This window comes from Neisseria basseii (genome assembly GCF_962707005.1).
Classification (GTDB): Bacteria; Pseudomonadota; Gammaproteobacteria; order Burkholderiales; family Neisseriaceae; genus Neisseria; species Neisseria bergeri.
The window spans coordinates 11,744-34,435 of sequence record NZ_CAUIXH010000013.1 but is presented as its reverse complement, the minus strand read 5'-3'; the positions used below and the strand labels follow the sequence as shown (position 1 = coordinate 34,435).

Annotated in this window: 21 protein-coding genes, 1 tRNA gene and 1 pseudogene; 10 read left to right on the top strand and 13 right to left on the bottom strand. The window is 53.0% G+C overall.

What is annotated here, in order from left to right:
- The first annotated feature begins 112 nt into the window (after positions 1-112).
- The 3 genes from ftsE to Q9I99_RS07715 all read left to right on the top strand — a co-directional run bounded on the left by ftsE (position 113) and on the right by Q9I99_RS07715 (position 2,013).
- Positions 113-763 carry a cell division ATP-binding protein FtsE gene (ftsE, locus tag Q9I99_RS07725; protein WP_025458129.1) on the top strand — a complete coding sequence of 217 codons (651 nt, stop codon included), beginning with the start codon at positions 113-115 and terminating at the stop codon, positions 761-763.
- Positions 760-1,677 carry a permease-like cell division protein FtsX gene (gene ftsX, locus Q9I99_RS07720; RefSeq protein WP_301667615.1) on the top strand — a complete coding sequence of 306 codons (918 nt, stop codon included), beginning with the start codon at positions 760-762 and terminating at the stop codon, positions 1,675-1,677. The genes ftsE and ftsX overlap by 4 nt, the downstream gene beginning before the upstream one ends.
- A gap of 87 nt (positions 1,678-1,764) precedes the next feature.
- Positions 1,765-2,013 carry a BolA family protein gene (locus Q9I99_RS07715; protein WP_301667616.1) on the top strand — a complete coding sequence of 83 codons (249 nt, stop codon included), beginning with the start codon at positions 1,765-1,767 and terminating at the stop codon, positions 2,011-2,013.
- Between the two features lie 66 nt (positions 2,014-2,079).
- Here the strand turns inward: Q9I99_RS07715 and Q9I99_RS07710 are convergent, their stop codons facing one another.
- From Q9I99_RS07710 to Q9I99_RS07665, 10 genes and pseudogenes are all read right to left on the bottom strand, one after another.
- Positions 2,080-3,258 carry a phosphoglycerate kinase gene (locus Q9I99_RS07710; protein ID WP_301667629.1) on the bottom strand — a complete coding sequence of 393 codons (1,179 nt, stop codon included), beginning with the start codon at positions 3,256-3,258 and terminating at the stop codon, positions 2,080-2,082.
- A gap of 84 nt (positions 3,259-3,342) precedes the next feature.
- A complete protein-coding gene (gene murA, locus Q9I99_RS07705; RefSeq protein WP_301667617.1) occupies positions 3,343-4,596 on the bottom strand; it encodes a UDP-N-acetylglucosamine 1-carboxyvinyltransferase in 1,254 nt (417 codons plus the stop codon).
- Positions 4,597-4,970: 374 nt separating this feature from the next.
- Positions 4,971-5,046: transfer RNA gene (locus Q9I99_RS07700), tRNA-Lys, on the bottom strand.
- A 68-nt stretch (positions 5,047-5,114) separates the two neighbouring features.
- Positions 5,115-6,089, bottom strand: coding sequence for a TerC family protein (locus tag Q9I99_RS07695; protein WP_301667618.1), 975 nt, complete (start codon positions 6,087-6,089; stop codon positions 5,115-5,117).
- Between the two features lie 32 nt (positions 6,090-6,121).
- Positions 6,122-6,571 (bottom strand): CopD family copper resistance protein, encoded by a 450-nt coding sequence (locus Q9I99_RS07690; protein WP_107819869.1) that lies wholly within the window; start codon positions 6,569-6,571, stop codon positions 6,122-6,124.
- A 40-nt stretch (positions 6,572-6,611) separates the two neighbouring features.
- Positions 6,612-7,883 carry a lipid IV(A) 3-deoxy-D-manno-octulosonic acid transferase gene (waaA, locus tag Q9I99_RS07685; protein WP_301667619.1) on the bottom strand — a complete coding sequence of 424 codons (1,272 nt, stop codon included), beginning with the start codon at positions 7,881-7,883 and terminating at the stop codon, positions 6,612-6,614.
- A gap of 62 nt (positions 7,884-7,945) precedes the next feature.
- A complete protein-coding gene (gnd, locus tag Q9I99_RS07680; protein ID WP_301667620.1) occupies positions 7,946-9,394 on the bottom strand; it encodes a decarboxylating NADP(+)-dependent phosphogluconate dehydrogenase in 1,449 nt (482 codons plus the stop codon).
- A gap of 672 nt (positions 9,395-10,066) precedes the next feature.
- Positions 10,067-10,990, bottom strand: coding sequence for a UDP-3-O-acyl-N-acetylglucosamine deacetylase (gene lpxC, locus Q9I99_RS07675; RefSeq protein ID WP_301667621.1), 924 nt, complete (start codon positions 10,988-10,990; stop codon positions 10,067-10,069).
- A gap of 162 nt (positions 10,991-11,152) precedes the next feature.
- Positions 11,153-11,482 (bottom strand): FKBP-type peptidyl-prolyl cis-trans isomerase, encoded by a 330-nt coding sequence (locus tag Q9I99_RS07670; RefSeq protein ID WP_301667622.1) that lies wholly within the window; start codon positions 11,480-11,482, stop codon positions 11,153-11,155.
- A 75-nt stretch (positions 11,483-11,557) separates the two neighbouring features.
- Positions 11,558-11,716, bottom strand: a pseudogene (locus tag Q9I99_RS07665) (DUF2061 domain-containing protein); the annotation flags it as partial.
- Between Q9I99_RS07665 and Q9I99_RS07660 the strand changes: the two are divergent.
- From Q9I99_RS07660 to Q9I99_RS07645, 4 genes are all read left to right on the top strand, one after another.
- Entirely contained in the window at positions 11,655-11,963 is a 309-nt protein-coding gene (locus tag Q9I99_RS07660) for a DNA/RNA non-specific endonuclease (RefSeq protein ID WP_301667623.1), read from the top strand. The pseudogene Q9I99_RS07665 and the gene Q9I99_RS07660 sit on opposite strands and share 62 nt — an antisense overlap.
- 2 nt (positions 11,964-11,965) lie before the next feature.
- Positions 11,966-12,394, top strand: a complete 429-nt coding sequence (locus Q9I99_RS07655) for a hypothetical protein (protein WP_002233344.1) — start codon at positions 11,966-11,968, stop codon at positions 12,392-12,394.
- Positions 12,395-12,442: 48 nt separating this feature from the next.
- Positions 12,443-12,700 (top strand): hemagglutinin repeat-containing protein, encoded by a 258-nt coding sequence (locus Q9I99_RS07650; protein ID WP_304666200.1) that lies wholly within the window; start codon positions 12,443-12,445, stop codon positions 12,698-12,700.
- Between the two features lie 85 nt (positions 12,701-12,785).
- Positions 12,786-13,739 (top strand): D-2-hydroxyacid dehydrogenase, encoded by a 954-nt coding sequence (locus Q9I99_RS07645; RefSeq protein WP_301667625.1) that lies wholly within the window; start codon positions 12,786-12,788, stop codon positions 13,737-13,739.
- Positions 13,740-13,814: 75 nt separating this feature from the next.
- Here the strand turns inward: Q9I99_RS07645 and metG are convergent, their stop codons facing one another.
- Both metG and glmS read right to left on the bottom strand, forming a co-directional pair.
- Entirely contained in the window at positions 13,815-15,869 is a 2,055-nt protein-coding gene (metG, locus tag Q9I99_RS07640; RefSeq protein WP_301667630.1) for a methionine--tRNA ligase, read from the bottom strand.
- Between the two features lie 115 nt (positions 15,870-15,984).
- Entirely contained in the window at positions 15,985-17,823 is a 1,839-nt protein-coding gene (gene glmS / locus Q9I99_RS07635; RefSeq protein WP_301667626.1) for a glutamine--fructose-6-phosphate transaminase (isomerizing), read from the bottom strand.
- A gap of 278 nt (positions 17,824-18,101) precedes the next feature.
- Between glmS and Q9I99_RS07630 the strand changes: the two genes are divergently transcribed.
- Positions 18,102-18,623, top strand: a complete 522-nt coding sequence (locus tag Q9I99_RS07630) for a hypothetical protein (protein ID WP_301667633.1) — start codon at positions 18,102-18,104, stop codon at positions 18,621-18,623.
- Positions 18,624-19,058: 435 nt separating this feature from the next.
- On the opposite strand, the gene mltA is transcribed toward Q9I99_RS07630, so the two are convergent.
- The gene (mltA, locus tag Q9I99_RS07625) at positions 19,059-20,384 is read right to left on the bottom strand and encodes a murein transglycosylase A (RefSeq protein ID WP_301667634.1); all 1,326 of its coding nucleotides are present in this window, start codon (positions 20,382-20,384) and stop codon (positions 19,059-19,061) included.
- Positions 20,385-20,596: 212 nt separating this feature from the next.
- On the opposite strand from mltA, the gene efeU reads away from it, so the two are divergent.
- Together efeU and efeO are read left to right on the top strand one after the other, a co-directional pair.
- Entirely contained in the window at positions 20,597-21,436 is an 840-nt protein-coding gene (gene efeU / locus Q9I99_RS07620) for an iron uptake transporter permease EfeU (RefSeq protein WP_301667635.1), read from the top strand.
- Positions 21,433-22,599 (top strand): iron uptake system protein EfeO, encoded by a 1,167-nt coding sequence (gene efeO / locus Q9I99_RS07615; protein WP_301667636.1) that lies wholly within the window; start codon positions 21,433-21,435, stop codon positions 22,597-22,599. Before efeU ends, efeO begins: the two co-directional genes overlap by 4 nt.
- Positions 22,600-22,692 lie beyond the last annotated feature (93 nt).

The window sequence follows — 22,692 nt, the reverse complement described above, 5'->3', positions numbered from 1 at the left end:
AAAACAGGCGGAGTCTTTATAATCGGCACTGTCTTACCTATTGTTCAGACGGCATATCCCTGCGGACGCAACCGCCCGAAACGATATGCCGCCCTTCCTTACAGGACCTCCTATGATCCGTTTCGAACAAGTTTCCAAAACCTATCCCGGCGGTTTTGAAGCCCTGAAAAACGTCAGCTTCCAAATCAACAAAGGCGAGATGATTTTTATCGCAGGACACTCCGGTTCAGGCAAATCCACCGTCCTCAAGCTGATTTCGGGCATTACCAAACCAAGCAGGGGCAAAGTCCACTTCAACAACCAAGACCTCGGCACACTGACCGACAACCAAATCGGCTTTATGCGCCAACATATCGGCATCGTGTTCCAAGACCACAAAATCCTCTACGACCGCAACGTCCTGCAAAACGTCATCCTCCCACTGCGGATTATCGGTTATCCGCCGCGCAAAGCCGAAGAACGCGCCCGCATCGCCATTGAAAAAGTCGGCTTGAAAGGGCGAGAATTGGACGATCCCGTAACCCTCTCGGGCGGTGAACAACAACGCCTGTGCATTGCCCGAGCTGTCGTTCACCAGCCCAGCCTGCTGATTGCCGACGAACCCTCCGCCAACCTCGACCGCGCCTACGCGCTCGACATCATGGAATTGTTCAAAACCTTCCACGAAGCAGGAACAACCGTCATCGTCGCTGCACATGACGAAACCCTGATGGCGGACTACGGACACCGCATCCTGCGCCTCTCGAAAGGACGACTCGCATGAGCATCATTCACTACGTCTCGCTGCACGTCGAATCTGCACGCACCGCACTCAAACAACTCATGCGCCAACCTGTCGGCACGATACTGACCCTCCTGATGCTCGCCGTCGCCATGACGCTGCCGCTGTTTATGTATTTGGGCATCCAAAGCGGACAAAGCGTTTTAGGCAAACTCAACGAGTCGCCGCAAATCACAATCTATATGGAAACCGCTGCCGCACAAAGCGACAGCGAGACCGTGCGCAGCCTGCTGACGCGCGACAAACGACTCGACAATATCCGCTTTATCAGCAAAGAAGACGGTTTGGAAGAATTACAGTCCAATCTCGACCAAAATCTGATTTCCATGCTTGACGGCAACCCCCTGCCGGATGTCTTTATCGTTACCCCCGACCCGGCAACCACTCCCGATCAAATGCAGGCAATCTACCGAGACATTACCAAACTGCCTATGGTCGAATCCGCCAACATGGATACGGAATGGGTACAGACTCTGTACCAAATCAACGAATTCATCCGTAAAATTTTATGGTTTCTTTCACTGACGCTGGGGATGGCGTTCGTCCTTGTCGCACACAACACCATCCGCCTGCAAATCCTCAGCCGCAAAGAAGAAATCGAAATCACCAAGCTGCTCGGCGCGCCCGCATCGTTTATCCGCCGCCCCTTCCTTTATCAGGCAATGTGGCAGAGCATTCTTTCCGCCACCGTCAGCTTGGGGCTTTGCGGCTGGCTACTCTCCGCCGTGCGCCCCTTGGTTGATGCCATCTTCAAACCCTACGGGCTTAATATCGGCTGGCGTTTCTTCTACACGGGAGAAATCTCGCTGGTGTTCGGCTTCGTCGTCGCACTGGGGATATTAGGGGCATGGCTTGCCACCACCCAACACCTGCTCGGTTTTAAAGCCCGAAAATAATCCCGATAAAATGCCGTCTGAAGCCGTTTTCAGACGGCATTTCAATTTGCCAGTATAATGGCGCATTTTTCCAACAAGGAACCTACCATGCTGACCCCGGAACAAGTCAAAGCCATGATTGAAGGCGTGACAAAATGCGAACATATCGAAGTAGAAGGCGACGGACACCATTTTTTCGCCGTCATCGTTTCATCAGAATTTGAAGGCAAAGCACGCCTTGCACGCCACCGCCTGATTAAAGACGGGCTTAAAGCCCAACTGGAAAGCAACGAACTGCACGCACTTTCCATTTCGGTAGCCGCCACACCGGCAGAATGGAATGCCAAAGCACAATAACCGCCACACAAAAATGCCGTCTGAAACAGCACAACGTTTCAGACGGCATTTTGTATATCAAACCGCTTACGCGCCGCGTTTTTCCAAAGCGGCTACGGCTGGCAGCTCTTTGCCTTCCAAGAACTCCAAGAACGCGCCGCCGCCGGTGGAGATGTAGCCGATTTGGTCGGTAACGCCGAATTTGGCAATCGCCGCCAGCGTGTCGCCGCCGCCAGCAATCGAGAACGCTTTGCTTTGGGCAATGGCTTCGGCAAGGGCTTTCGTGCCGCCTGCGAATTGGTCAAACTCGAACACGCCGACCGGACCGTTCCATACCACCGTACCGGCAGCTTTGAGCAAATCGGCAAGCGCGGCGGCGGATTTCGGGCCGATGTCCAAAATCATCTCGTCTTTGGCAACGTCGACAATGTCTTTTACCACCGCTTCAGCATCGGCGGCAAAGGCTTTGGCAACGACAACATCGGTCGGCAGCGGTACGGAGCCGCCTTTGGCCGCCATTTTCGCCATGATTTTTTTGGATTCTTCCACCAAATCATGCTCCGCCAAAGATTTGCCGATGGCTTTGCCCTCCGCCAACAGGAAGGTGTTGGCGATGCCGCCTCCGACGATGAGTTGATCGACTTTGTCCGCCAGCGATTCGAGGATGGTCAGTTTAGTAGACACTTTGCTGCCGGCAACAATCGCCACCATCGGGCGCGCAGGCTCTTTCAGGGCTTTACCCAAAGCGTCGAGTTCGCCCGCCATCAATACGCCAGCGCAGGCAACGGGCGCGGCTTGGGCGACGGCTTCGGTCGAGGCTTGGGCGCGGTGGGCGGTGCCGAACGCGTCGTTGACGAATACGTCGCACAAGGCGGCATAGGCTTTGCCCAGCTCCAAGTCGTTTTTCTTCTCGCCTTTGTTGATGCGCACGTTTTGCAGCATGACGACATCGCCCGCGTTCAGGGCGGGTTTGTTTTCACGCCAGTCATTCAATACTTTCACGTCTTTGCCCAACAGGCTGCCTAAGTGTGCAGCAACGGGCGCGACATCGTCTTCAGGATGGAACTCGCCTTCGGTCGGGCGGCCCAAGTGGGTCATCACGATAACGGACGCGCCGTTGTCCAAGCAATATTGGATGGACGCGAGCGAGGCGCGGATACGGGTGTCGTCGCTGATTTTGCCGTCTTTGAACGGCACGTTCATATCGGCGCGGATGAGGACGGTTTTGCCTTGCACGTCTTGTTCGGTCAATTTTAAAAATGCCATCATAAGTCCTTTTTTCCAAATAGGTTTTGTTATAGGGGAACGAATCATGCCGTCTGAATCGTTTCAGACGGCATGAGGAACCATTTATCCGGAGATGCGCTCGATTGTCGCACCGACTTTACCGAGCTTTTTCTCAATATTTTCATAACCGCGATCCAAGTGGTAAATCTGTTCGACCACAGTTTCACCCCGTGCTACCAAACCGGCGATAACAAGGCTGGCGGAAGCGCGCAAGTCCGTCGCCTTGACGACTGCGCCGGAAAGCTGTTCCACCCCCTGCACAAATGCCGTATTGCCCTCGGTTGTGATGTTCGCCCCCATCCGGTTCAACTCGGGGACGTGCATAAAGCGGTTTTCAAAAATCGTTTCCACCACGCGGCAGCTTCCCTCCGCCACGGCATTCAATGCCATAAACTGCGCCTGCATATCCGTTGGGAAGCCGGGATGGACGACCGTGCGGATGTCCACCGCCTTCGGACGCTGCCGCATATCGATGGCGATCCAATCGTCGCCCGCCTCGATCACCGCACCTGACTCAACCAGTTTGTCCAACACCACTTCCATCGTTTTCGGCGCGGCATTCCGCAAAACCACCCTGCCGCCGGTTATCGCCACCGCGCACAGGAACGTCCCCGCTTCAATCCGGTCGGGGACGACGCTGTGTTCGCAGCCGTGCAGCTCGTCCACCCCTTCCACAATCATGGTTGAGGTTCCTATACCGCTGATTTTCGCGCCCATTTTGACCAGGCATTCCGCCAAATCGACCACCTCGGGCTCGATGGCGCAGTTTTCCAAAACCGTCGTACCTTCCGCCAGCGTCGCCGCCATCAGCAGGTTTTCCGTACCGCCGACGGTAACGACATCCATCGCCACACGCGCACCTTTAAGTTTGCCCTTGGCTTTGACGTAACCGTGTTCGATGACGATTTCCGCACCCATCGCTTCCAAGCCCTTCAAATGCTGATCGACGGGGCGCGAACCGATGGCGCAACCGCCCGGCAAACTGACTTGCGCCTCGCCGAAACGCGCCAGCGTCGGACCAAGCACCAAAATCGAAGCGCGCATCGTCCGGACCAACTCGTAAGGGGCGCAGGTGTTGTTGACTGTACCGCCGTTGATTTCAAATTCGCTGATATTGTCGGTCAGAACACGCGCGCCCATTCCTTGAAGCAGTTTTTGCGTGGTTTTCACATCTGCCAGCATAGGCACGTTTTTCAGGCGCAGCGTACCCGATGTCAGCAAACCCGCGCACATCAGCGGCAATGCCGCGTTTTTCGCGCCCGAGACCGTTATTTCCCCGTTGAGCGGGCCGTTTGCGGAGATTTTCAGTTTGTCCACGTTTGTTCTTTCCTGGTGGGTACTTGTATAGTGAATTAAATTTAAATCAGGATAAGGCGACGAAGCCGCAGACAGTACAAATAGTACGGAACCGATTCACTTGGTGCTTCAGCACCTTAGAGAATCGTTCTCTTTGAGCTAAGGCGAGGCAACGCCGTACTGGTTTAAATTTAACCCGCTATAATATTTCAATACTTGGGACAACGCATAAAGCATCACCCGATGAAGGTTGCAGAGAAGGAATTATAAGGGATTTTCGGGAAAAATACGGAAGCCGCACCAAAGAATTTGACGAAATGCCGCGCTTTCCGAACAAGGATTGTCGGAAGACAAAAAAAGCCAAGTTTTGAAAACTCGGCTTTTTTTATTTTATCTGGTGGGTCGTGAGCGATTCGAACGCTCGACCAACGGATTAAAAGTCCGCTGCTCTACCGACTGAGCTAACGACCCGATAAGCTCGAAATTTTATATATCAAGCCTGATGCTGTCAACCATTTTGTCGGCGTTCAGACGGCATTTTATTTATCAGGCTGTTTTTTCGTATAAATTAACGAGGTCAGTATCGATGCGCCCAACGCGCCGAACACAACCGACAGCGAAACGGAAATCGGGATATGCACCCAATGCATTACCAGCATTTTCACACCGATAAAACTCAACACGAATGCCAAGCCGTATTTCAGGAAGATAAAGCGTTCCGCCACATCCGCCAGCAGGAAATACATCGCCCGCAAGCCCAGAATCGCGAAAATATTGGAAGTCAGCACGATAAACGGATCGGTGGTAACGGCAAAGACGGCGGGGATGCTGTCCACGGCAAACACGACATCGCTCAATTCAATCATGACCAGCACCAAAAACAGCGGCGTGGCGATTTTTTTGCCGTTTTCGACGGTAAAAAATTTCTCGCCGTGAAACGCCGTGCCGACCGGAACGACTTTCTTGACGGCATTCAGCAGCCTGCTGTTTGCCAAATCCTCTTCCTCATCGCCTTCGGGCTTCATCATGTGTATGCCGGTATAGAGCAGGAACGCGCCGAACAGATACAGAATCCACTCGAACTGCCGAACCAGTGCCGCGCCGACGAAAATCATGACGGTGCGCAATACCAATGCGCCCAATACGCCGTACAGCAGCACGCGGTGCTGAAACTGCGGTGCAACTTTGAAGTAGCCGAATATCATCAGGAACACGAAAATATTGTCGACAGCCAACGATTTTTCCAAAATGTAGCCGGTAAAGAATTCCAATACTTTTTCTTTTGCGACTGCCGCGCCGTAGCCGGGATTGCCGGCGAGTTCGAAATACAGCCAGCCCGCGAACAGGCAGGATACGGCAACCCACAAGCCGCTCCATGCCAAGGCTTCTTTGATGCTGACTTTATGGCTGCCGTTTTTCTTCAGCGAAAACATATCCAAGGCAATCATGACCAGCACTGCCGTAAAAAAAACGCCGTAAAACAACGGCGACCCGATGCCGGGATATTCTGTCATGGTTCAATCTCCTGATTTGAAATGTAGTTGTGTTACCAACCGATATAAAACATCGCTTTTGCCAAAAAGACAATCAGCAGCATATGGGTAAAGACGACGGCGTGTATGTATTTCGACCAGCCGACCGTCAGTGTGGAACGCGCCATTTTGACGACGGCGATGGCGAAATGCGCCAACACGCTGAACGCCAACAGGATTTTCAGCGTCAGCATCGTACCAAAGGAAGTGGCAAACGGTTCGCCCAATATAGGAAGGTAGCGGTTTGCCGCCATCACGATGCCGCTGGCGAACAGCAGTCCGACCACAAACGGCATCACCCTGACGGCGCGGTAAGACATTGCCTTTTCCACTTCGCGCCGCGCCTCGCGCGACACCCGTCCCGTGTGCAGGACGGACAAAACCAGCACTTCAAAAAACACGCCGCCGACAAAGGCAATGGCGCAATACAGATGGACGATGTGCGCGACGGCATAAATACTCATACGATGCTCCAACCGGAAAACTCGGATACGGATTGTATCACTATCGCCCCCGATGTCCGCATACCGCTTCCCATACCGCCTCGGCGATTCTCGTGCCCGCTCCGCGATGTTGTGCGATAAAGCCGTCCACGCGTGCCTGCATCTGCATTCCCCCCCCCTCGGACGATAAGGCTTTTTCAACGGCTTCCCGCCACGCATCCGCCGATTCAACTTGAACCGCCGCACCCGATGCCAAGGCGTGCCGGCAGGCTTCGGAAAAATTGTAGGTCGAAAAGCCGAATATCGTCGGAACGCCGCAGGAAAGCGGTTCGATGATGTTCTGACAGCCCGAATCGACCAGACTGCCGCCGACAAAAGCGACATCAGCGCACAGGTAATACGCATACAGCTCGCCCATACTGTCGCCTATCCACACCTGCGTATCGGGTTCGACCGGCAAACCGTCGCTGCGCCGCTGAACCTTAAACCCGAAGCGTTTTGCCGTTTCAAATGCCGTCTGAAAATGCTCGGGATGGCGCGGCACGACGACCAGCAGGGCATCGCCGCGATATTGTTGCCACGCCGCCAGCAGTTTTTCCGCCTCGTCTTCGCCCCGATAAACGCGCGTGCTGCCGCACACAACAACCGGCCGGCCTCCGATGCGTTTTTTAAACTGCCCCGACAGCGTTTTCATCTGTTCAGACGGCATCAGGTCGTATTTGGTATTGCCGCACACCTGCACGGATGCTGCGCCCAATTTCGCCAACCGCGCCGCATCCGCCTCCGTCTGCGCCAAACAGCCCGTCAGCGAAGCGGCGGCAGGACGGATCAGGCGGCGGACTTTCAGATAACCGTTCAGCGATTTTTCCGACAGCCGCGCATTCGCCAAAAACAGCGGCACCCCCGCGCGCCGGCATTCCTTCATCAGATTGGGCCAGATTTCGGTTTCCATCAAAATGCCGAACATCGGGCGGTGTTCGTGCAAAAACTGCCGCACCCACGTTTTTTTGTCATACGGAAGATAGCGGCATTGCGCATCGGGAAACAGAACTTGCGCGGTTTCCCGTCCCGTCGGGGTCATCTGCGTCATCAGCAGCGGCGCATCGGGAAAACGCTGCCGCAACTCGCGTATCAAGGGCTGGGCGGCACGCGTTTCCCCGACCGAAACGGCGTGTATCCAAACCGCGCCGGTAACGGGATTCGGATACGGCTTGCCGAAACGCTCGTCCCGATGCGCCCGATATGCAGGGGCACTTCCGGAGCGTTTGTCCAAATAACGCCGTATCCATATCGGCGCAAGCAGCCACAATACATCATAAAGCCATTGGAACATCTTTCTATTTCCTGCAAAACAAATGCCGTCTGAACGGTTCAGACGGCATTTCGGCAACGGAATCAAATATCGTAGGTTGTCGAAGCGGTATCTCCGCCCTTGCCCGTCCAGTTGGTATGGAAAAACTCGCCGCGCGGTTTGTCGGTGCGTTCGTAAGTGTGCGCGCCGAAGTAGTCGCGCTGTGCCTGCAAGAGGTTGGCAGGCAGACGTTCGGTCGTGTAACCGTCCAAGAACGTAATCGCCGATGCCGTGCAGGGCATAGGGATGCCGCATTCGACCGCCTTGGCAACCACCTTGCGCCACGCCGGCAGGCAGTTTTCCAAAATATTTTTGAAATACGGATCCGTACCCAAGAACACCAAATCGGGATTGTTTTCATACGCGTCGCGGATATTGCCCAAAAACGCGCTGCGGATGATGCAACCTTCGCGCCACAGCAGCGCAGTGTTGCCGTAGTCCAAATCCCAGCCGTAGCTTTCGCCCGCTTCGCGGATCAGCATAAAGCCTTGTGCGTAGGAAATGATTTTGGATGCAAGCAGGGCCTGTCTCAACGCCTCGACCCATTCTTGTTTGCCGCCTTCGACGGGCGTAACGGTTCGGGCGAACAGCTTGCCGGTCTGTACGCGCTGTTCTTTGAACGACGAAACGCAGCGGGCGAATACCGCTTCGGAAATCAGCGTCAGCGGAATGCCCAAATCCAAGGCATTGATGCCCGTCCACTTGCCCGTGCCTTTTTGCCCTGCCGTATCGAGGATTTTCTCGACCAGCGGTTCGCCGCCTTCGTCTTTATAGCCCAAAATTGCCGCTGTGATTTCAATCAGATAAGAATCCAGCTCGGTTTTATTCCACTCGGCAAACACGCGGTGCATTTCGTCGTAGGACAGTCCCAAACCGTCTTTCATAAACTGGTAAGCCTCGCAAATCAACTGCATATCGCCGTATTCGATGCCGTTGTGCACCATTTTGACAAAATGTCCCGCGCCGTCCTTGCCGACCCAGTCGCAACACGGTTCTCCATGCGGCGTTTTGGCGGCAATCGCCTGAAAAATCGGTTTGACGGCTTCCCAAGCGCGCTTATCCCCGCCCTGCATGATGGACGGGCCGCGCCGCGCGCCTTCCTCGCCGCCGGATACGCCCGCGCCGACAAACAAAATCCCTTTTCCGGCAAGGTAATGTGTCCGCCGTGTCGTGTCGGGGTAATTGGCATTGCCGCCGTCGATAATGATGTCGCCTTCTTCCAACAGCGGAAGCAGTTGTTCGATAAAGTTGTCAACCACCGAACCTGCGCGAACCATCATCATGATTTTTCTTGGTTTTGCCAGCTTATCGACCAAGTCGTGCAGGGAGTACGCGCCGATAATACCCGTCCCTTTTGCCGCGCCGTTTAAAAACTCGTCCACTTTATTGGTTGTCCGGTTGTAGGCAACCACCTTAAATCCGCAATCGTTCATATTCAGAATCAGGTTTTGCCCCATAACCGCCAAACCGATTACGCCAATATCGCCTTTCATTGCAGGAAGCTCCGTTATAGATTTAATTTATCGACCGCAACTCTACCCGATTTACACTTGTCTAACAATCCTTAACTTTTTAATTTTTTGAAAAGATGCCTTTACGCTTTGCTGTGCCGTTTTACTGAAAGGTTATAAATAAAATATAAAATTTAAATAATAAACCGATGATTATATTGATATGGGAAGTTTTCTGTGGGTAACTTTTTTTTTATTTTTAAAATCATCGGGATTGCCGTTTTTAAAGGGTGTCGGTAAGGCGGTTTTCCTTTTGTGCATCCCTGTGGATTGTTTTTCGTGGGGAATAGGCTTTGTGGATAGTTTGCTTGTTGTGCAGATGACATCCCGCTTTTCTTTACTGAATGGCTGCCGGTGCCTTTAAGGACGGGAATGCTGTGGAGATTTGAGCAGGAAGTGTGTTTGGAACTTGTGGGAATAAGAAAGTGTCGGCACGGATGTCTTTTTTTCTGCATATTGGCAGAGTGTGCATCCGAGTTTGTGTATAAGTGGTGGAGAAAATGAGATTTGCGGGTAAATCTCGTAATATTTCAAAAAGATAACTTTTGGCGGGTTGTGTATAAGTAAAGTTTCTGATGGGGATACGTATATAAAAATGCCGTCTGAGGCGGGTATTTTATCGATTCAGACGGCATTTGTTTGGAAAAGGGAGCGTTATCCACATTTTTTAATGTTCAGCTCGTGAAATGCGTCGGGCAAATCATCGCTGTCGGCAAATTCCACCCATTCGTAAGCCGTTTCGTCTGCCAAAACCGCGCGCAAAAGGGCGTTGTTGATGGCGTGTCCTGATTTGTAGCCTTCGAATGCGCCGATGAGCGGATGTCCGACGATATACAAATCGCCGATGGCATCAAGGATTTTGTGGCGGACAAACTCATCGGGATAGCGTAAACCTTCGGGATTCAGGACATCCGTGTCGTCAATCACGATGGCGTTGTTTAGATTGCCGCCTAAGCCGAGATTGTGGGCACGCATCATTTCCACTTCGTGCATAAAGCCGAAAGTGCGCGCGCGTGCGATTTCATCGATGTAGGATTTGCCAGCAAAATCGATTTCAAAAGTGGGCGAACTGCGGTTGAAAACCGGATGGTCGAATTCGATGGTTAGGGTAACTTTAAATCCGTCATACGGTGTAAAGCGCACCCATTTTCCCGCTTCTTTGACTTCGACGGGTTTGAGGATTTTCAAAAAACGCTTTTGCGCCTTTTGGTCGACAACGCCCGCATCTTGCAGGAGGTAAATAAACGGCAGGCTGGAGCCGTCCATAATCGGGATTTCGGGCGCGTTCAACTCAATCAGCGCATTGTCGATACCGTAGGCGGACAGCGCGGACATAATGTGTTCGATGGTGCCGACGCGCACGCCTTTGTCGGTAACGATGGTGGAGGAAAGGCGGGTATCGTTGATCAAATAAGGGGTCAGCTTGATTTGTTCGCCCATTTCGCCGTCCAAATCGGTGCGGCGGAAGGAAATCCCGCTGTTTTCAGGTGCGGGGTGCAGGGTCAGTGCGACGCGTTCGCCCGAATGCAGCCCGACTCCGGTAACGCTGATGGATTTCGCCAAGGTTCTTTGCAGCATAAACCGCTTCCTTAAAAATTGCTTATGGTCGGGATAATACGATAAAAGGGAAAAAACAATCCATCAAATTTAATAGTATTTGCCAATACGGATATTTTTTTTGAAAACAAAATGCCGTCTGAAACCGCAATCTGCATTTCAGACGGCATCAGGTGTGCTGTCTTATTCGTACACTTTCAGCAGCTCGACTTCAAATATCAAAGTGGCGTGCGGGGGAATCACGCCGCCCGCGCCGCGTGCGCCGTAGCCCATTTCCGAAGGGATGGTCAGCTTGCGTTTGCCGCCTTCCTTCATTCCGCCGAAGCCTTCGTCCCAACCTTTGATAACTTGTCCGACACCGAGCGTGATGGTCAGCGGCTGGCGGCGGTCGAGGCTGGAGTCGAATTTCGTGCCGTCTTCCAGCCAACCCGTGTAATGCACGGTAATCTCTTTGCCTTTAACTGCTTCTTTTCCGAAGCCTTCCTGCAAATCTTCAATAATCAGGTCACCCATATTTGTCCTTTCGCGTATCTGTTAAAAGAAACAAGGGTAACATACAGGGCAGGGAAATCAAATGCCGCTCAAACGTCAGCCGCACCGGTGCAATGGGAACAGCGGTTGTTGTTTGGCCGTTTTGTTTTTTTCGTAACGGTTCCAGACTTTTTCATGGAAATAGAAAACGACGGTGTTGATTAGGGGTTCGACCAGCGCGACCGCCCCCGATACGCCTATACTGCCCGTCAGTATAGCGGGAGATAGATTTGGCGGGGCTCCAAAGTTGGATAATCTGGTATCCCAGCTTAGCGGAGTTAATTTAAGCAATTATAAAATTCTAGAAAATGAATGGGCAAATGCATTAATGGAAAAGAAACGCGTAACGGTAAATGTCGATATACAATACAAGGGAAATAGTTTAAGGCCAGATCATTTTGTTATTCAATATGAAATTGATGGCATTAAAAAAGTTGAAAAGATTTACAACACAGGAAAGTAAAAATGAAATTTGAAGATAAGATATCAGAAATACAAAAACGTATGCTTAGCTTGGCACTTGAATTTTCAGGAGAGGGGGTTACCGCTGTCTATATATATGGTGCAAGGGAAAGAAACGTATTGTCTTTTGATGCTTTTTTTAAAGTGGATAATAAAATTATGAGAAAGGAGTCTTTTAATACAAAAGAGATTCAATGGCAGTTTCTTAATCTTGGAATGGAAGATTATTCGGAACTATGCTCTGTCTTTGCCGAGAATCATCAGGAAATTCCAACTCAGTTGAAACTCATATATGACAATGTAAATCAGAAAGCATCCGCTAATTATTCATATGAAAAATTTTTCTCGCATAGAGATGATTTAACACCGGGTAATATTTTTGAACAATGGTTTAAAGAAGAAAAGCAAAAAACAGAAAACCCGTATGGCTAATCATGATTCCATAATGCAGATTAAAGGCAGCCCGAAACCCCATTCAGGCTGTCGTTTGCATTTGGGCACGCTGGCTTTCAGCCTGCTGCTCGGTTTCGGTTCGGCTCTGATTGTGCCCGCAGCCGCAGCACGCAGGTGCAGGATGGCAGCAGCGCCGAAGCCGTCGGCAGCTCGCTGACAGCCGGCCGCCATCTCAGCATCCGTGCCACCGAAGGCAACATCGAAGCCAAAGGCGCACAAATCTCCGCCGAAGGCGATGCCCTTAAGCATCATCCTCTCTCGGATTGGACATTGACGGAGGGATGATAAAGATTATCATAAGGCTGTGCGGTTTAAATTTGCTATTCGCTGTTAGTGTAAATAAATCGTTTTTTAAATAAGGATAGAAATTATGAATCATAAAAAGATAGTCGTATTGGATGCGGATACTTTGCCCGGTCGGGTTTTTCATTTTGATTTTCCGCACGAGCTTGCGGTTTACGGTACGACAGGTGCGGATGAAACGGCAGAACGGGTGCGCGACGCACATATTGTCATTACTAACAAAGTGATGATTTCAGAGGATATTATTGCAAACACGCCGCAGCTTGAATTGATTGCCGTCAGCGCGACCGGCGTGAACAATGTCGATATTGAGGCTGCGAAGGCAGCAGGCATTGCCGTATGCAATGTCCGCGCATACGGAAACGAATCGGTTGCGGAACACGCCTTTATGCTGATGATTGCCTTGATGCGGAATTTGCCCGCCTATCAGCGTGATGTTGCGGCAGGATTATGGGAGAAGTCGCCGTTTTTCTGCCATTACGGCGCGCCGATTCGGGATTTGAACGGCAAAACGCTGGCGGTTTTCGGACGCGGCAATATCGGGCGGACGCTTGCCCGATACGCGCAGGCATTCGGTATGGGGGTGGTGTTTGCCGAACACAAACACGCGCCCGACGTGCGCGAAGGCTATGTTTCCTTTGAAGATGCGGTACAGGCTGCCGACGTGTTGTCGCTGCACTGTCCGCTAAACGCCCAAACTGAAAATATGATAGGCGAAAACGAATTGCGGCAGATGAAGCCCGGTGCGGTTTTGATTAATTGCGGACGCGGCGGGCTGGTGGATGAAAACGCGCTGCTTGCCGCACTCAAATACGGGCAGATCGGCGGGGCGGGTGTCGATGTTTTGACGAATGAGCCGCCGAGGGGCGGCAATCCCTTGCTGAATGCACGATTACCCAATCTGATTGTTACGCCGCATACCGCGTGGGCGAGCCGCGAGGCTTTGGATAGGTTGTTTGAAATATTGTTGGCGAACATTCACGCCTTTGTGAAAGGCGAGGCGCAAAACCGAGTGGTTTGAGCTTTGTCGGGATAACGAAAAACAATGCCGTCTGAAGGCCTCAAGGGTTCAGACGGCATTGTTTGAGATTTCTGCCTAGCCGACTTTGTCGCCCGGCTGCGCGCCCGCATCCACATCCAAGAGCCTCAGTTTGCCTTCTGCCGTGGCGGCACTCAAAATCATACCTTCGGATACGCCGAATTTCGCCATTTTGCGCGGGGCAAAGTTGGCGACGGCGATGACCATGCGGCCGTTCAATTCGGCAGGATTTGGGTAAGACGCGGCGATGCCGGAGAAGATGATGCGTTTTTCAAAACCGAAATCGAGGTCGAATTTTAAGAGTTTGGTGCTGCCTTCGACGGCTTCGCAGTTCAATACTTTGGCGACGCGCATGTCGATTTTCATAAAGTCGTCAAAGCTTGCCTGTTCGGCGACTTTTTCGTATTTGCTCTCTTCGGCGGCTGGCGCGGCGGCGGCGATGCTTTGTTTGTTGGCTTCGATCAAATCGTCCACTTGTTTTTGCTCCACTCGTTGCATGAGATGTTCGTATTTGTTGATGGCGTGTTCGCCCAAGGTTTCGCGTGTATTTGCCCAAGTGATGGCTTCCAAATTCAGGAATTTGGCGGCGTTTTCGGCCACTTTCGGCAATACGGGAGCGAGGTAGGCGGTCAACATGGTAAAGGCGTTGATGAGCTCGCTGCATACTTCGTGCAGGCGTTCGTCTTGGCCTTCTTGTTTGGCGAGTTCCCAAGGTTTGTTGGCATCAACGTATTCGTTGACAATGTCCGCCAATGCCATGATGTCGCGCAGGGCGCGGGCGTATTCGCGGTTTTCGTATTGCTCGGCGATGGTGTCGCTTTCGGCGGCGAGTTTTGCCAGCAATGCGCTGCCTGAAACGTCTTTCAGACGGCCTTCAAAGCGTTTGGCGATGAAACCTGAGGCGCGGGCGGCGATGTTGACGTATTTGCCGACGAGGTCGCTGTTGACGCGGCTGATAAAGTCTTGCAGGTTTAAATCGATGTCTTCGATTTTGCTGTTGAGCTTGGCGGCGATGTAGTAGCGCATCCACTCAGGGTTCAGGCCTTGTTCCAAATAGGATTTGGCTGTGATGAACGTGCCGCGCGATTTGGACATTTTTTGTCCGTCCACGGTCAAAAAGCCGTGTGCGTACACGCCGGTCGGGGCGCGGTGGCCGGAGAAATGCAGCATGGCGGGCCAGAACAGGGCGTGGAAATAGAGAATATCTTTGCCGATGAAGTGGTACATCTCGGTTTGGCTGTCGGCTTTGAAGTATTCGTCAAAATCGATACCGATGCGGTCGCACAGGTTTTTAAACGACGCCATGTAGCCGACGGGCGCGTCCAGCCAGACGTAGAAGTATTTGCCTGGCGCGTCAGGGATTTCAAAACCGAAATACGGCGCGTCGCGGGAAATGTCCCAGTCGGACAGGGTGGTTTCTTCGCCTTCTCCCAGCCACTCTTTCATTTTGTTGAGGGCTTCAGGTTGCAGATGGGGCTTGCCGTCGTGCGGGTTGTTGCCGGAAGTCCATGCTTTGAGGAAGTCGGCGCATTCGCCCAGTTTGAAGAAGAAGTGTTCGGATTCGCGTAATTCTGGTTTCGCGCCGGAAACGGCGGAATACGGGTTGATCAGTTCGGTCGGGGAGTAGGTCGTGCCGCAGACTTCGCAGTTGTCGCCGTATTGGTCTTGGGCGTGGCATTTCGGGCATTCGCCTTTGACGAAGCGGTCGGGCAGGAACATTTGTTTTTCGGGGTCGAAAAGCTGCTCGATGACACGGCTTTCGATTTTGCCGTTGGCTTTCAGCGCGCGGTAAATATCTTGAGAAAACTGTTTGTTTTCAGGGGAATGGGTGCTGTAATAATTGTCGTAGCCGATGAAAAAGCCGGTGAAGTCGGCGAGGTGCTCTTCGCGTACTTTGGCAATCATGTCTTCAGGCGCGATGCCTTGTTTTTGCGCGGCAAGCATCACGGGCGTGCCATGGGTATCGTCAGCACAGCAGTAGTGGCATTCGTGGCCGCGCAGTTTTTGGAAGCGCACCCAAACGTCGGTTTGGATGTGTTCGACCATGTGGCCGAGGTGGATGCTGCCGTTGGCATAGGGCAGGGCGGAGGTAACTAAGATTTTGCGTGTCATATTGTGCTTTGCAAACAATGGGTAAAGGCGGATTATACCGCAAATCAAACGGGAAAATGCCGTCTGAAGCCTGAAAAATCGGGCTTCAGACGGCATTTTTGCAAAACGGCGGGCGTTATTCGACGGTTACGGATTTCGCCAGATTGCGCGGCTTGTCCACATCCGTGCCGCGTGCGAGGGCGGTGTGGTAGGCGAGGAGCTGCACGGGGACGGTATGCACGACGGGGGACAATTCGCCGACGTGGCGCGGCGCACGGATGACGTGCACGCCTTCGGTGGCATTAAAATTGCTGTCGAGGTCGGCAAAGACGAAAAGTTCGCCGCCGCGTGCGCCGACTTCCTGCATATTGGCTTTGACTTTGTCCAACAGGCTGTCGTTAGGCGCGATGACGACGACGGGCATGTTTTCGTCTACCAATGCGAGCGGCCCGTGCTTCAGCTCGCCGGCAGGATAGGCTTCGGCGTGGATGTAGGTGATTTCCTTCAGCTTCAACGCGCCTTCGAGGGCAATCGGGTAATGGATGCCGCGCCCTAAAAACAGCGCGCTGGTTTTCTTGGCAAACTGTTGCGCCCAAGCGGCGATTTGCGGTTCGAGGTTCAAAGCGTGCTGCACGCTGCCGGGAAGCTGTCGGAGTTCTTCGGTGTAACGCGCCTCGTCTTCTTCGGAAACCAAGCCGCGTACCTTCGCCAGCGTTACCGCCAAACCGAACAGTGCAACCAGTTGCGTGGTAAATGCTTTGGTCGAGGCGACGCCGATTTCCGCACCGGCACGGGTATAAAGCACGAGGCTGCTTTCGCGCGGCAGGGCGGATTCCATCACGTTGCAGATGGAGAGGCTGTGGCGGTGTCCCAAGGATTTGGCGTATTTCAAAGCTTCCATCGTGTCCAGCGTTTCGCCGGATTGGGAAATGGTAATGACCAGTTGGTCAGGATCGGCAATCACGCTGCGGTACCGGTATTCGCTGGCGATTTCGACGTCGGCCGGGATTTTGGCGATAGATTCCAACCAATATTTGGCGGTCAGTGCGGCGTAATAGGAAGTGCCGCAGGCAAGGATTTTGACGCTGCGGATGCTTTCAAATACGCTTTTGGCGTCTTTGCCGAAGTTTTCGGGGATGAAGCCGCCGTCGAGGAAAACCTCCGCCGTGTCCGCAATCGCGCGGGGTTGCTCGTGGATTTCCTTTTGCATAAAGTGGCTGTACGGGCCTAGTTCCAAAGAAGCAAGGGAGAGTTCGGATACCTTGACTTTGCGTTCGGCGGGCAGGCCGTTTTTATCGGTCAGCCTTTTGATGCCGTCTGAAGCCAGTAGTGCGATGTCGCCGTCTTCGAGGTACGCCACGCGGCGCGTAAAGGCGATGACGGCGGATAAGTCCGAAGCGATAAAGGTTTCATCATCTCCCAAAGCGACCAAAAGCGGGCAGCCCATACGCGCCACCACCATCTCGCCCGGGTTGTCCTGAGCCATGACGGCAATCGCATATGCGCCGTGGAAACGGGCGGATGCGGATTGCACGGCTTCAAACAGCCTGCCGCCGTTTTGCGCGTATTCGTGATTGATGCTGTGTGCGATGACCTCGGTATCTGTTTGAGATTCAAACCGGTATCCCAAACCTTCCAAACGTTCGCGTTCGCTTTCAAAGTTTTCGATGATGCCGTTGTGTACGACGGCAATCATACCGCCGCTGATGTGCGGGTGAGCGTTCGGCTCGGTAACGCCGCCGTGTGTCGCCCAACGCGTATGTCCGATGCCGATGCTGCCTGCTATTCCTTTTTCACGGGCCGCGTCCTCCATCAACTGAACCCGGCCGACACGTCGCACGCGTTTGATTTTGCCGTCGGTGTTGACGGCAATACCTGATGAATCATAACCCCGGTATTCGAGGCGTTTGAGGCCGTCGGTCAGAAAATCGACGACGTTGTGATGGGCGCGGATGGCGCCGACGATACCGCACATAACTGTTCCTTAGTATCCGGTTGAAAAAAAACAGATGCGGACGGCTCCCGTGCCGCACCTTCCGCTTCGGATTATAAACCGCCTAGTGTCGGAAAACAGCAAAATGCCGTCTGAAGGCTTGGGCTTGCTCAAAAAAGGAGGGATTTCCCTGTTTATCTGGGATGGGTGTTCAGACGGCATTACCTGCCGTCGGTTTATAGTTTTTGCAAATCAATATTGACAAGTTGAAAAAAAAAAACAATATACTCACCCGGTCTTAATGTTAACGGAGTATGGAAATGAAACAAATGCTTTTGGCCGTCGGCGTGGCGGCGGTGTTGGCGGGCTGCGGTAAGGATGCCGGCGGTTACGAGGGTTATTGGCGCGAAAAGTCGGACCAAAAAGAGGGTATGATTGCCATCAAAAAAGAAAAAGGCAATTACTTCCTTAATAAAATCCACGTGGTTACAGGCGAGGAAGAGTCTTTGCTTTTGTCTGAAAAAGACGGCGCGCTTTCGATAAACACAGGGATAGGGGAAATCCCGATCAAACTTTCCGACGACGGGAAAGAGCTGTATGTTGAACGCAGGCAGTATGTGAAAACCGATGCGGCGATGAAGGACAAAATCATCGCCCATCAGAAAAAGTGCGGACAAACGATACAGGCATACCTCGACGCACGAAAGGCGTTGCCGTCAAACCAAACGTATCAGCAGCATCAGGCGGCACTCAAGCAATTAAAACAGCAGTTTGAAGCCGAGTTCGACGAATTGGAAAAAGAAATCAAATGCAACGGCAGACCCTCGGCATTGTTGCTTTAGCAGAGGACAACCGGGAGGATGCCGCCGTCCGAATCAGATGTGTGGTTTCCGTACCGGTATGGGCGGGCGGGAATGTCCGCCTTTTTTTTGTTCGGACGCGTTTGAATACCCGTCCGATTCCGACCGTTTGCAAGGGGGTATTTCCGTTCGGGCGGAAATTATAGTGGATTAACAAAAACCAGTACAGCGTTGCCTCGCCTTAGCTCAAAGAGAACGATTCTCTAAGGTGCTGAAGCACCAAGTGAATCGGTTCCGTACTATTTGTACTGTCTGAGGCTTCGTCGCCTTATCCTGATTTTTGTTAATCCACTATAATTCCGTCAAATAAGAAAAAAGGCATTTTGTCCAGTCGGCTTGTGCCTGCGGTATCGCAAAACTTCGCCTTAATGCGCCCGATTGGCCGTGATGGGCTTCAGACGGCATTGTTTTGCCGGTTTACGGCCGGTATTCGGGTTTCATGCCGTTGGGCAGGAGCTGCCAGACGTAACCCGGTTCTTTCATTTTACCTGCCGTTTCCCCTGCTTCGTCGCCGTAGCCCCAAAAATAATCCACGCGCACCGCGCCTTTAATCGCGCTGCCGGTATCCTGCGCCATAATCAGGCGGTTGAGTGCTTTACGGGTAACCGGGTGGGCGGTGGCGACAAATAAGGGCGCGCCCAAGGTAATGTAGTGCCGGTCTACTGCGCCGGCATATTCCCCCATCAGCGGAGTGCCCAGTGCGCCGACGGGGCCGTCATTGCTGCTTCCTGCAAGCTCGCGGAAAAAGACATAGCTGGGGTTTTGCCCCAAAACTTCGGCGAGGCGTTGCGGATTTTGCCGCATATAGGCTTTGATGCCCTGCATCGAGGTCTGCCCGAGCTTGAGGTAGCCTTTGTCTGCCATATAGCGTCCGATGGAAACATACGGATGCTCGTTTTTGTCGGCATAGCCGATGCGGATGTATTTGCCGGACGGGGTTTTCAGACGGCCGGAGCCTTGGATGTGCATAAAAAAGAGTTCGACGGGGTCTTCGGCGTAGCCGAGAATGGGGGCTTTGCCGTTAAGCGCACCGCCGTTGATTTGGTTTCGCGTGTGGTAAGGAAGGAAGCGGCTTCCTTCAAACCTGCCCTTGATTGCCGTTGTGCGCGCGGTGATGGGGAATTGGGAGAGGTCGGCGGTATGTGTGCCGCCGGTATTGTCGATTGTGCCGCTGTTTTTTCCCGTCTGTCTGATGCGGACAAGGGCTTTTCCGCTCCGCAAACCGGCAGGCAGGGGGACGGAGATAAAATCATCGGGAATACCGTAAATCGGGAAGCGGGCCTGTTCCGTCCGCCTGTCGTCGCCCTTCAGCACCGGCTCGTAATAGCCGGTAACCGTACCGGCAAGGCTTCCGTTGCCTGCAACCTGCCACGGCGTGAAATAGCGTTCAAAAAACTGCTTTGCCTGAAAGGAATGCACGGGGGTTTGAAAGGCTTGGGCGCACACATCCTGCCAGCCTTGGCGGTTTTTCAAATTGGCGCAGCCGAGGCGGAAGGATTGCAGGCTTTTGGCAAAATCCTGCGCCGCCCAGTGGGGCAGGGACAGGTGCGGCACAACGGTATAGACGGCCCCGCCGCCGGAAACCGTCGTTCCGGCGGGGTCGGGGATGCCGGCCGGCCGGTCCGGGCCGTTGATGACGGATGTGTCGGGTTGCGGAAAGGTTTGGATGCTCCTGCTTTGGCAGGCGGCGAGGATGGCGGCGGCGATGCCGTACAGGGCGGCGCGGAACAGGTGTTTTTTCATAATGGACAATGTTGCCGACAGTAATAAGAAAGATGGTTTCGGGCGGCGTTGCGGCAGCCCGGGAGGGGTGGGATTTTAACACAGGGCGCGGCCGCAGCCTGCGGAACTTTCCGCTGCATGATGCTTTAGATAAAAATAGCTTGCATTTGTATTTACAGACAATAAAAATATTCCGATAATATATTATTCATCATCCTTGTTCGTTTGTGTTTATGTTGGTCGCTTTTTTAATTATGTTGCGCGAGGGCATTGAAGCCGCGCTGATTGTCGGTATCGTTGCGGGTTTTTTGAAACAGTCCGGACATTCCAAACTGATGCCTAAGGTTTGGTTCGGGGTCGTCCTTGCTTCTTTGATGTGTTTTGGGGTGGGGTACGGCATCCATTCGGCAACAGGCGAAATTCCTCAGAAGCAGCAGGAGTTTGTCGTCGGCATTATCGGTTTGGTTGCCGTCGCAATGCTGACTTATATGATTTTATGGATGAAAAAGGCGGCGCGTTCGATGAAGCAGCAGCTTCAGGACTCCGTGCAGGCGGCTTTGAACCGTGGTAGCGGTCAAGGATGGGCCTTGGTTGGTATGGCGTTTCTTGCTGTGGCGCGCGAAGGTTTGGAGAGCGTTTTTTTCCTGCTTGCCGTATTCAAACAGAGCCCGACTTGGCAGATGCCGGCCGGCGCGGTAGCGGGGGTTTTGGCTGCCGCCGTGATTGGCGCGTTGATTTATCAGGGCGGGATGCGCCTGAATCTGGCGAAGTTTTTCCGTTGGACGGGGGTGTTTCTGATTGTCGTTGCCGCCGGCCTGCTTGCTGGTTCGCTGCGTGCGCTGCATGAGGCAGGTATTTGGAACGCGCTTCAGGACATTGTGTTCGACTCATCAAAATATTTGCACGAAGACAGTCCGTTAGGTGTACTGCTCGGCGGATTTTTCGGCTATACCGACCATCCGACGCAGGGCGAGGCCTTGGTTTGGCTGCTGTATCTTATTCCCGTTATGACTTGGTTTTTACGCGGCAGTAGGCCGTCTGAAACTTTAACCCGTAAAGAGGAGCTGAAATGAGAAAACTCAATTTGACCGCATTGTCCGTGATGCTTGCCTTAGGTTTGACTGCTTGCCAGCCGCCGGAAGCGGAGAAAGCCGCGCCGGCCGCGTCCGGTGAAGCCCAATCCGCCAACGAAGGTGGTTCGGTCAGTATCGCCGTAAACGACAACGCTTGCGAACCGATGAATCTGACCGTACCGAGCGGACAGGTCGTGTTCAATATTAAAAACAACAGCGGCCGCAAGCTCGAATGGGAAATCCTGAAAGGCGTGATGGTGGTGGACGAGCGCGAAAACATCGCCCCCGGACTTTCCGACAAAATGACCGTAACCCTGCTGCCGGGCGAATACGAAATGACTTGCGGCCTTTTGACCAATCCGCGCGGCAAGCTGGTGGTAACCGACAGCGGCTTTAAGGACACCGCCAATGAAGCGGATTTGGAAAAACTGTCCCAACCGCTCGCCGACTATAAAGCCTACGTTCAAGGCGAGGTTAAAGAGCTGGTGGCGAAAACCAAAACCTTTACCGAAGCCGTCAAAGCAGGCGACATTGAAAAGGCGAAATCCCTGTTTGCCGCCACCCGCGTCCACTATGAACGCATCGAACCGATTGCCGAGCTTTTCAGCGAACTCGACCCCGTCATCGATGCGCGTGAAGACGACTTCAAAGACGGCGCGAAAGATGCCGGATTTACCGGCTTCCACCGTATCGAACACGCTCTTTGGGTGGAAAAAGACGTGTCCGGCGTGAAGGAAACCGCAGCCAAACTGATGACCGATGTCGAAGCCCTGCAAAAAGAAATCGACGCATTGGCATTCCCTCCGGGCAAGGTGGTCGGCGGTGCATCCGAACTGATTGAAGAAGTGGCGGGCAGTAAAATCAGCGGCGAAGAAGACCGTTACAGCCACACCGATTTGAGCGACTTCCAAGCCAATGTGGACGGATCTAAAAAAATCGTCGATTTGTTCCGTCCGCTGATTGAGGCCAAAAACAAAGCCTTGTTGGAAAAAACCGACACCAACTTCAAACAGGTCAACGAAATTCTGGCGAAATACCGCACCAAAGACGGTTTTGAAACCTACGACAAGCTGAGCGAGGCCGACCGCAAAGCGTTACAAGCCCCCGTTAACGCGCTTGCCGAAGACCTTGCCCAACTTCGCGGCATACTCGGTTTGAAATAAGCCTTAAGCGTTCAGACGGCATTTGGCGACAGATGCCGTCTGAAATTTTATCTGCAAAACCGGAAAGGTATTGAAAAAGGCGGAGGTTTCCGT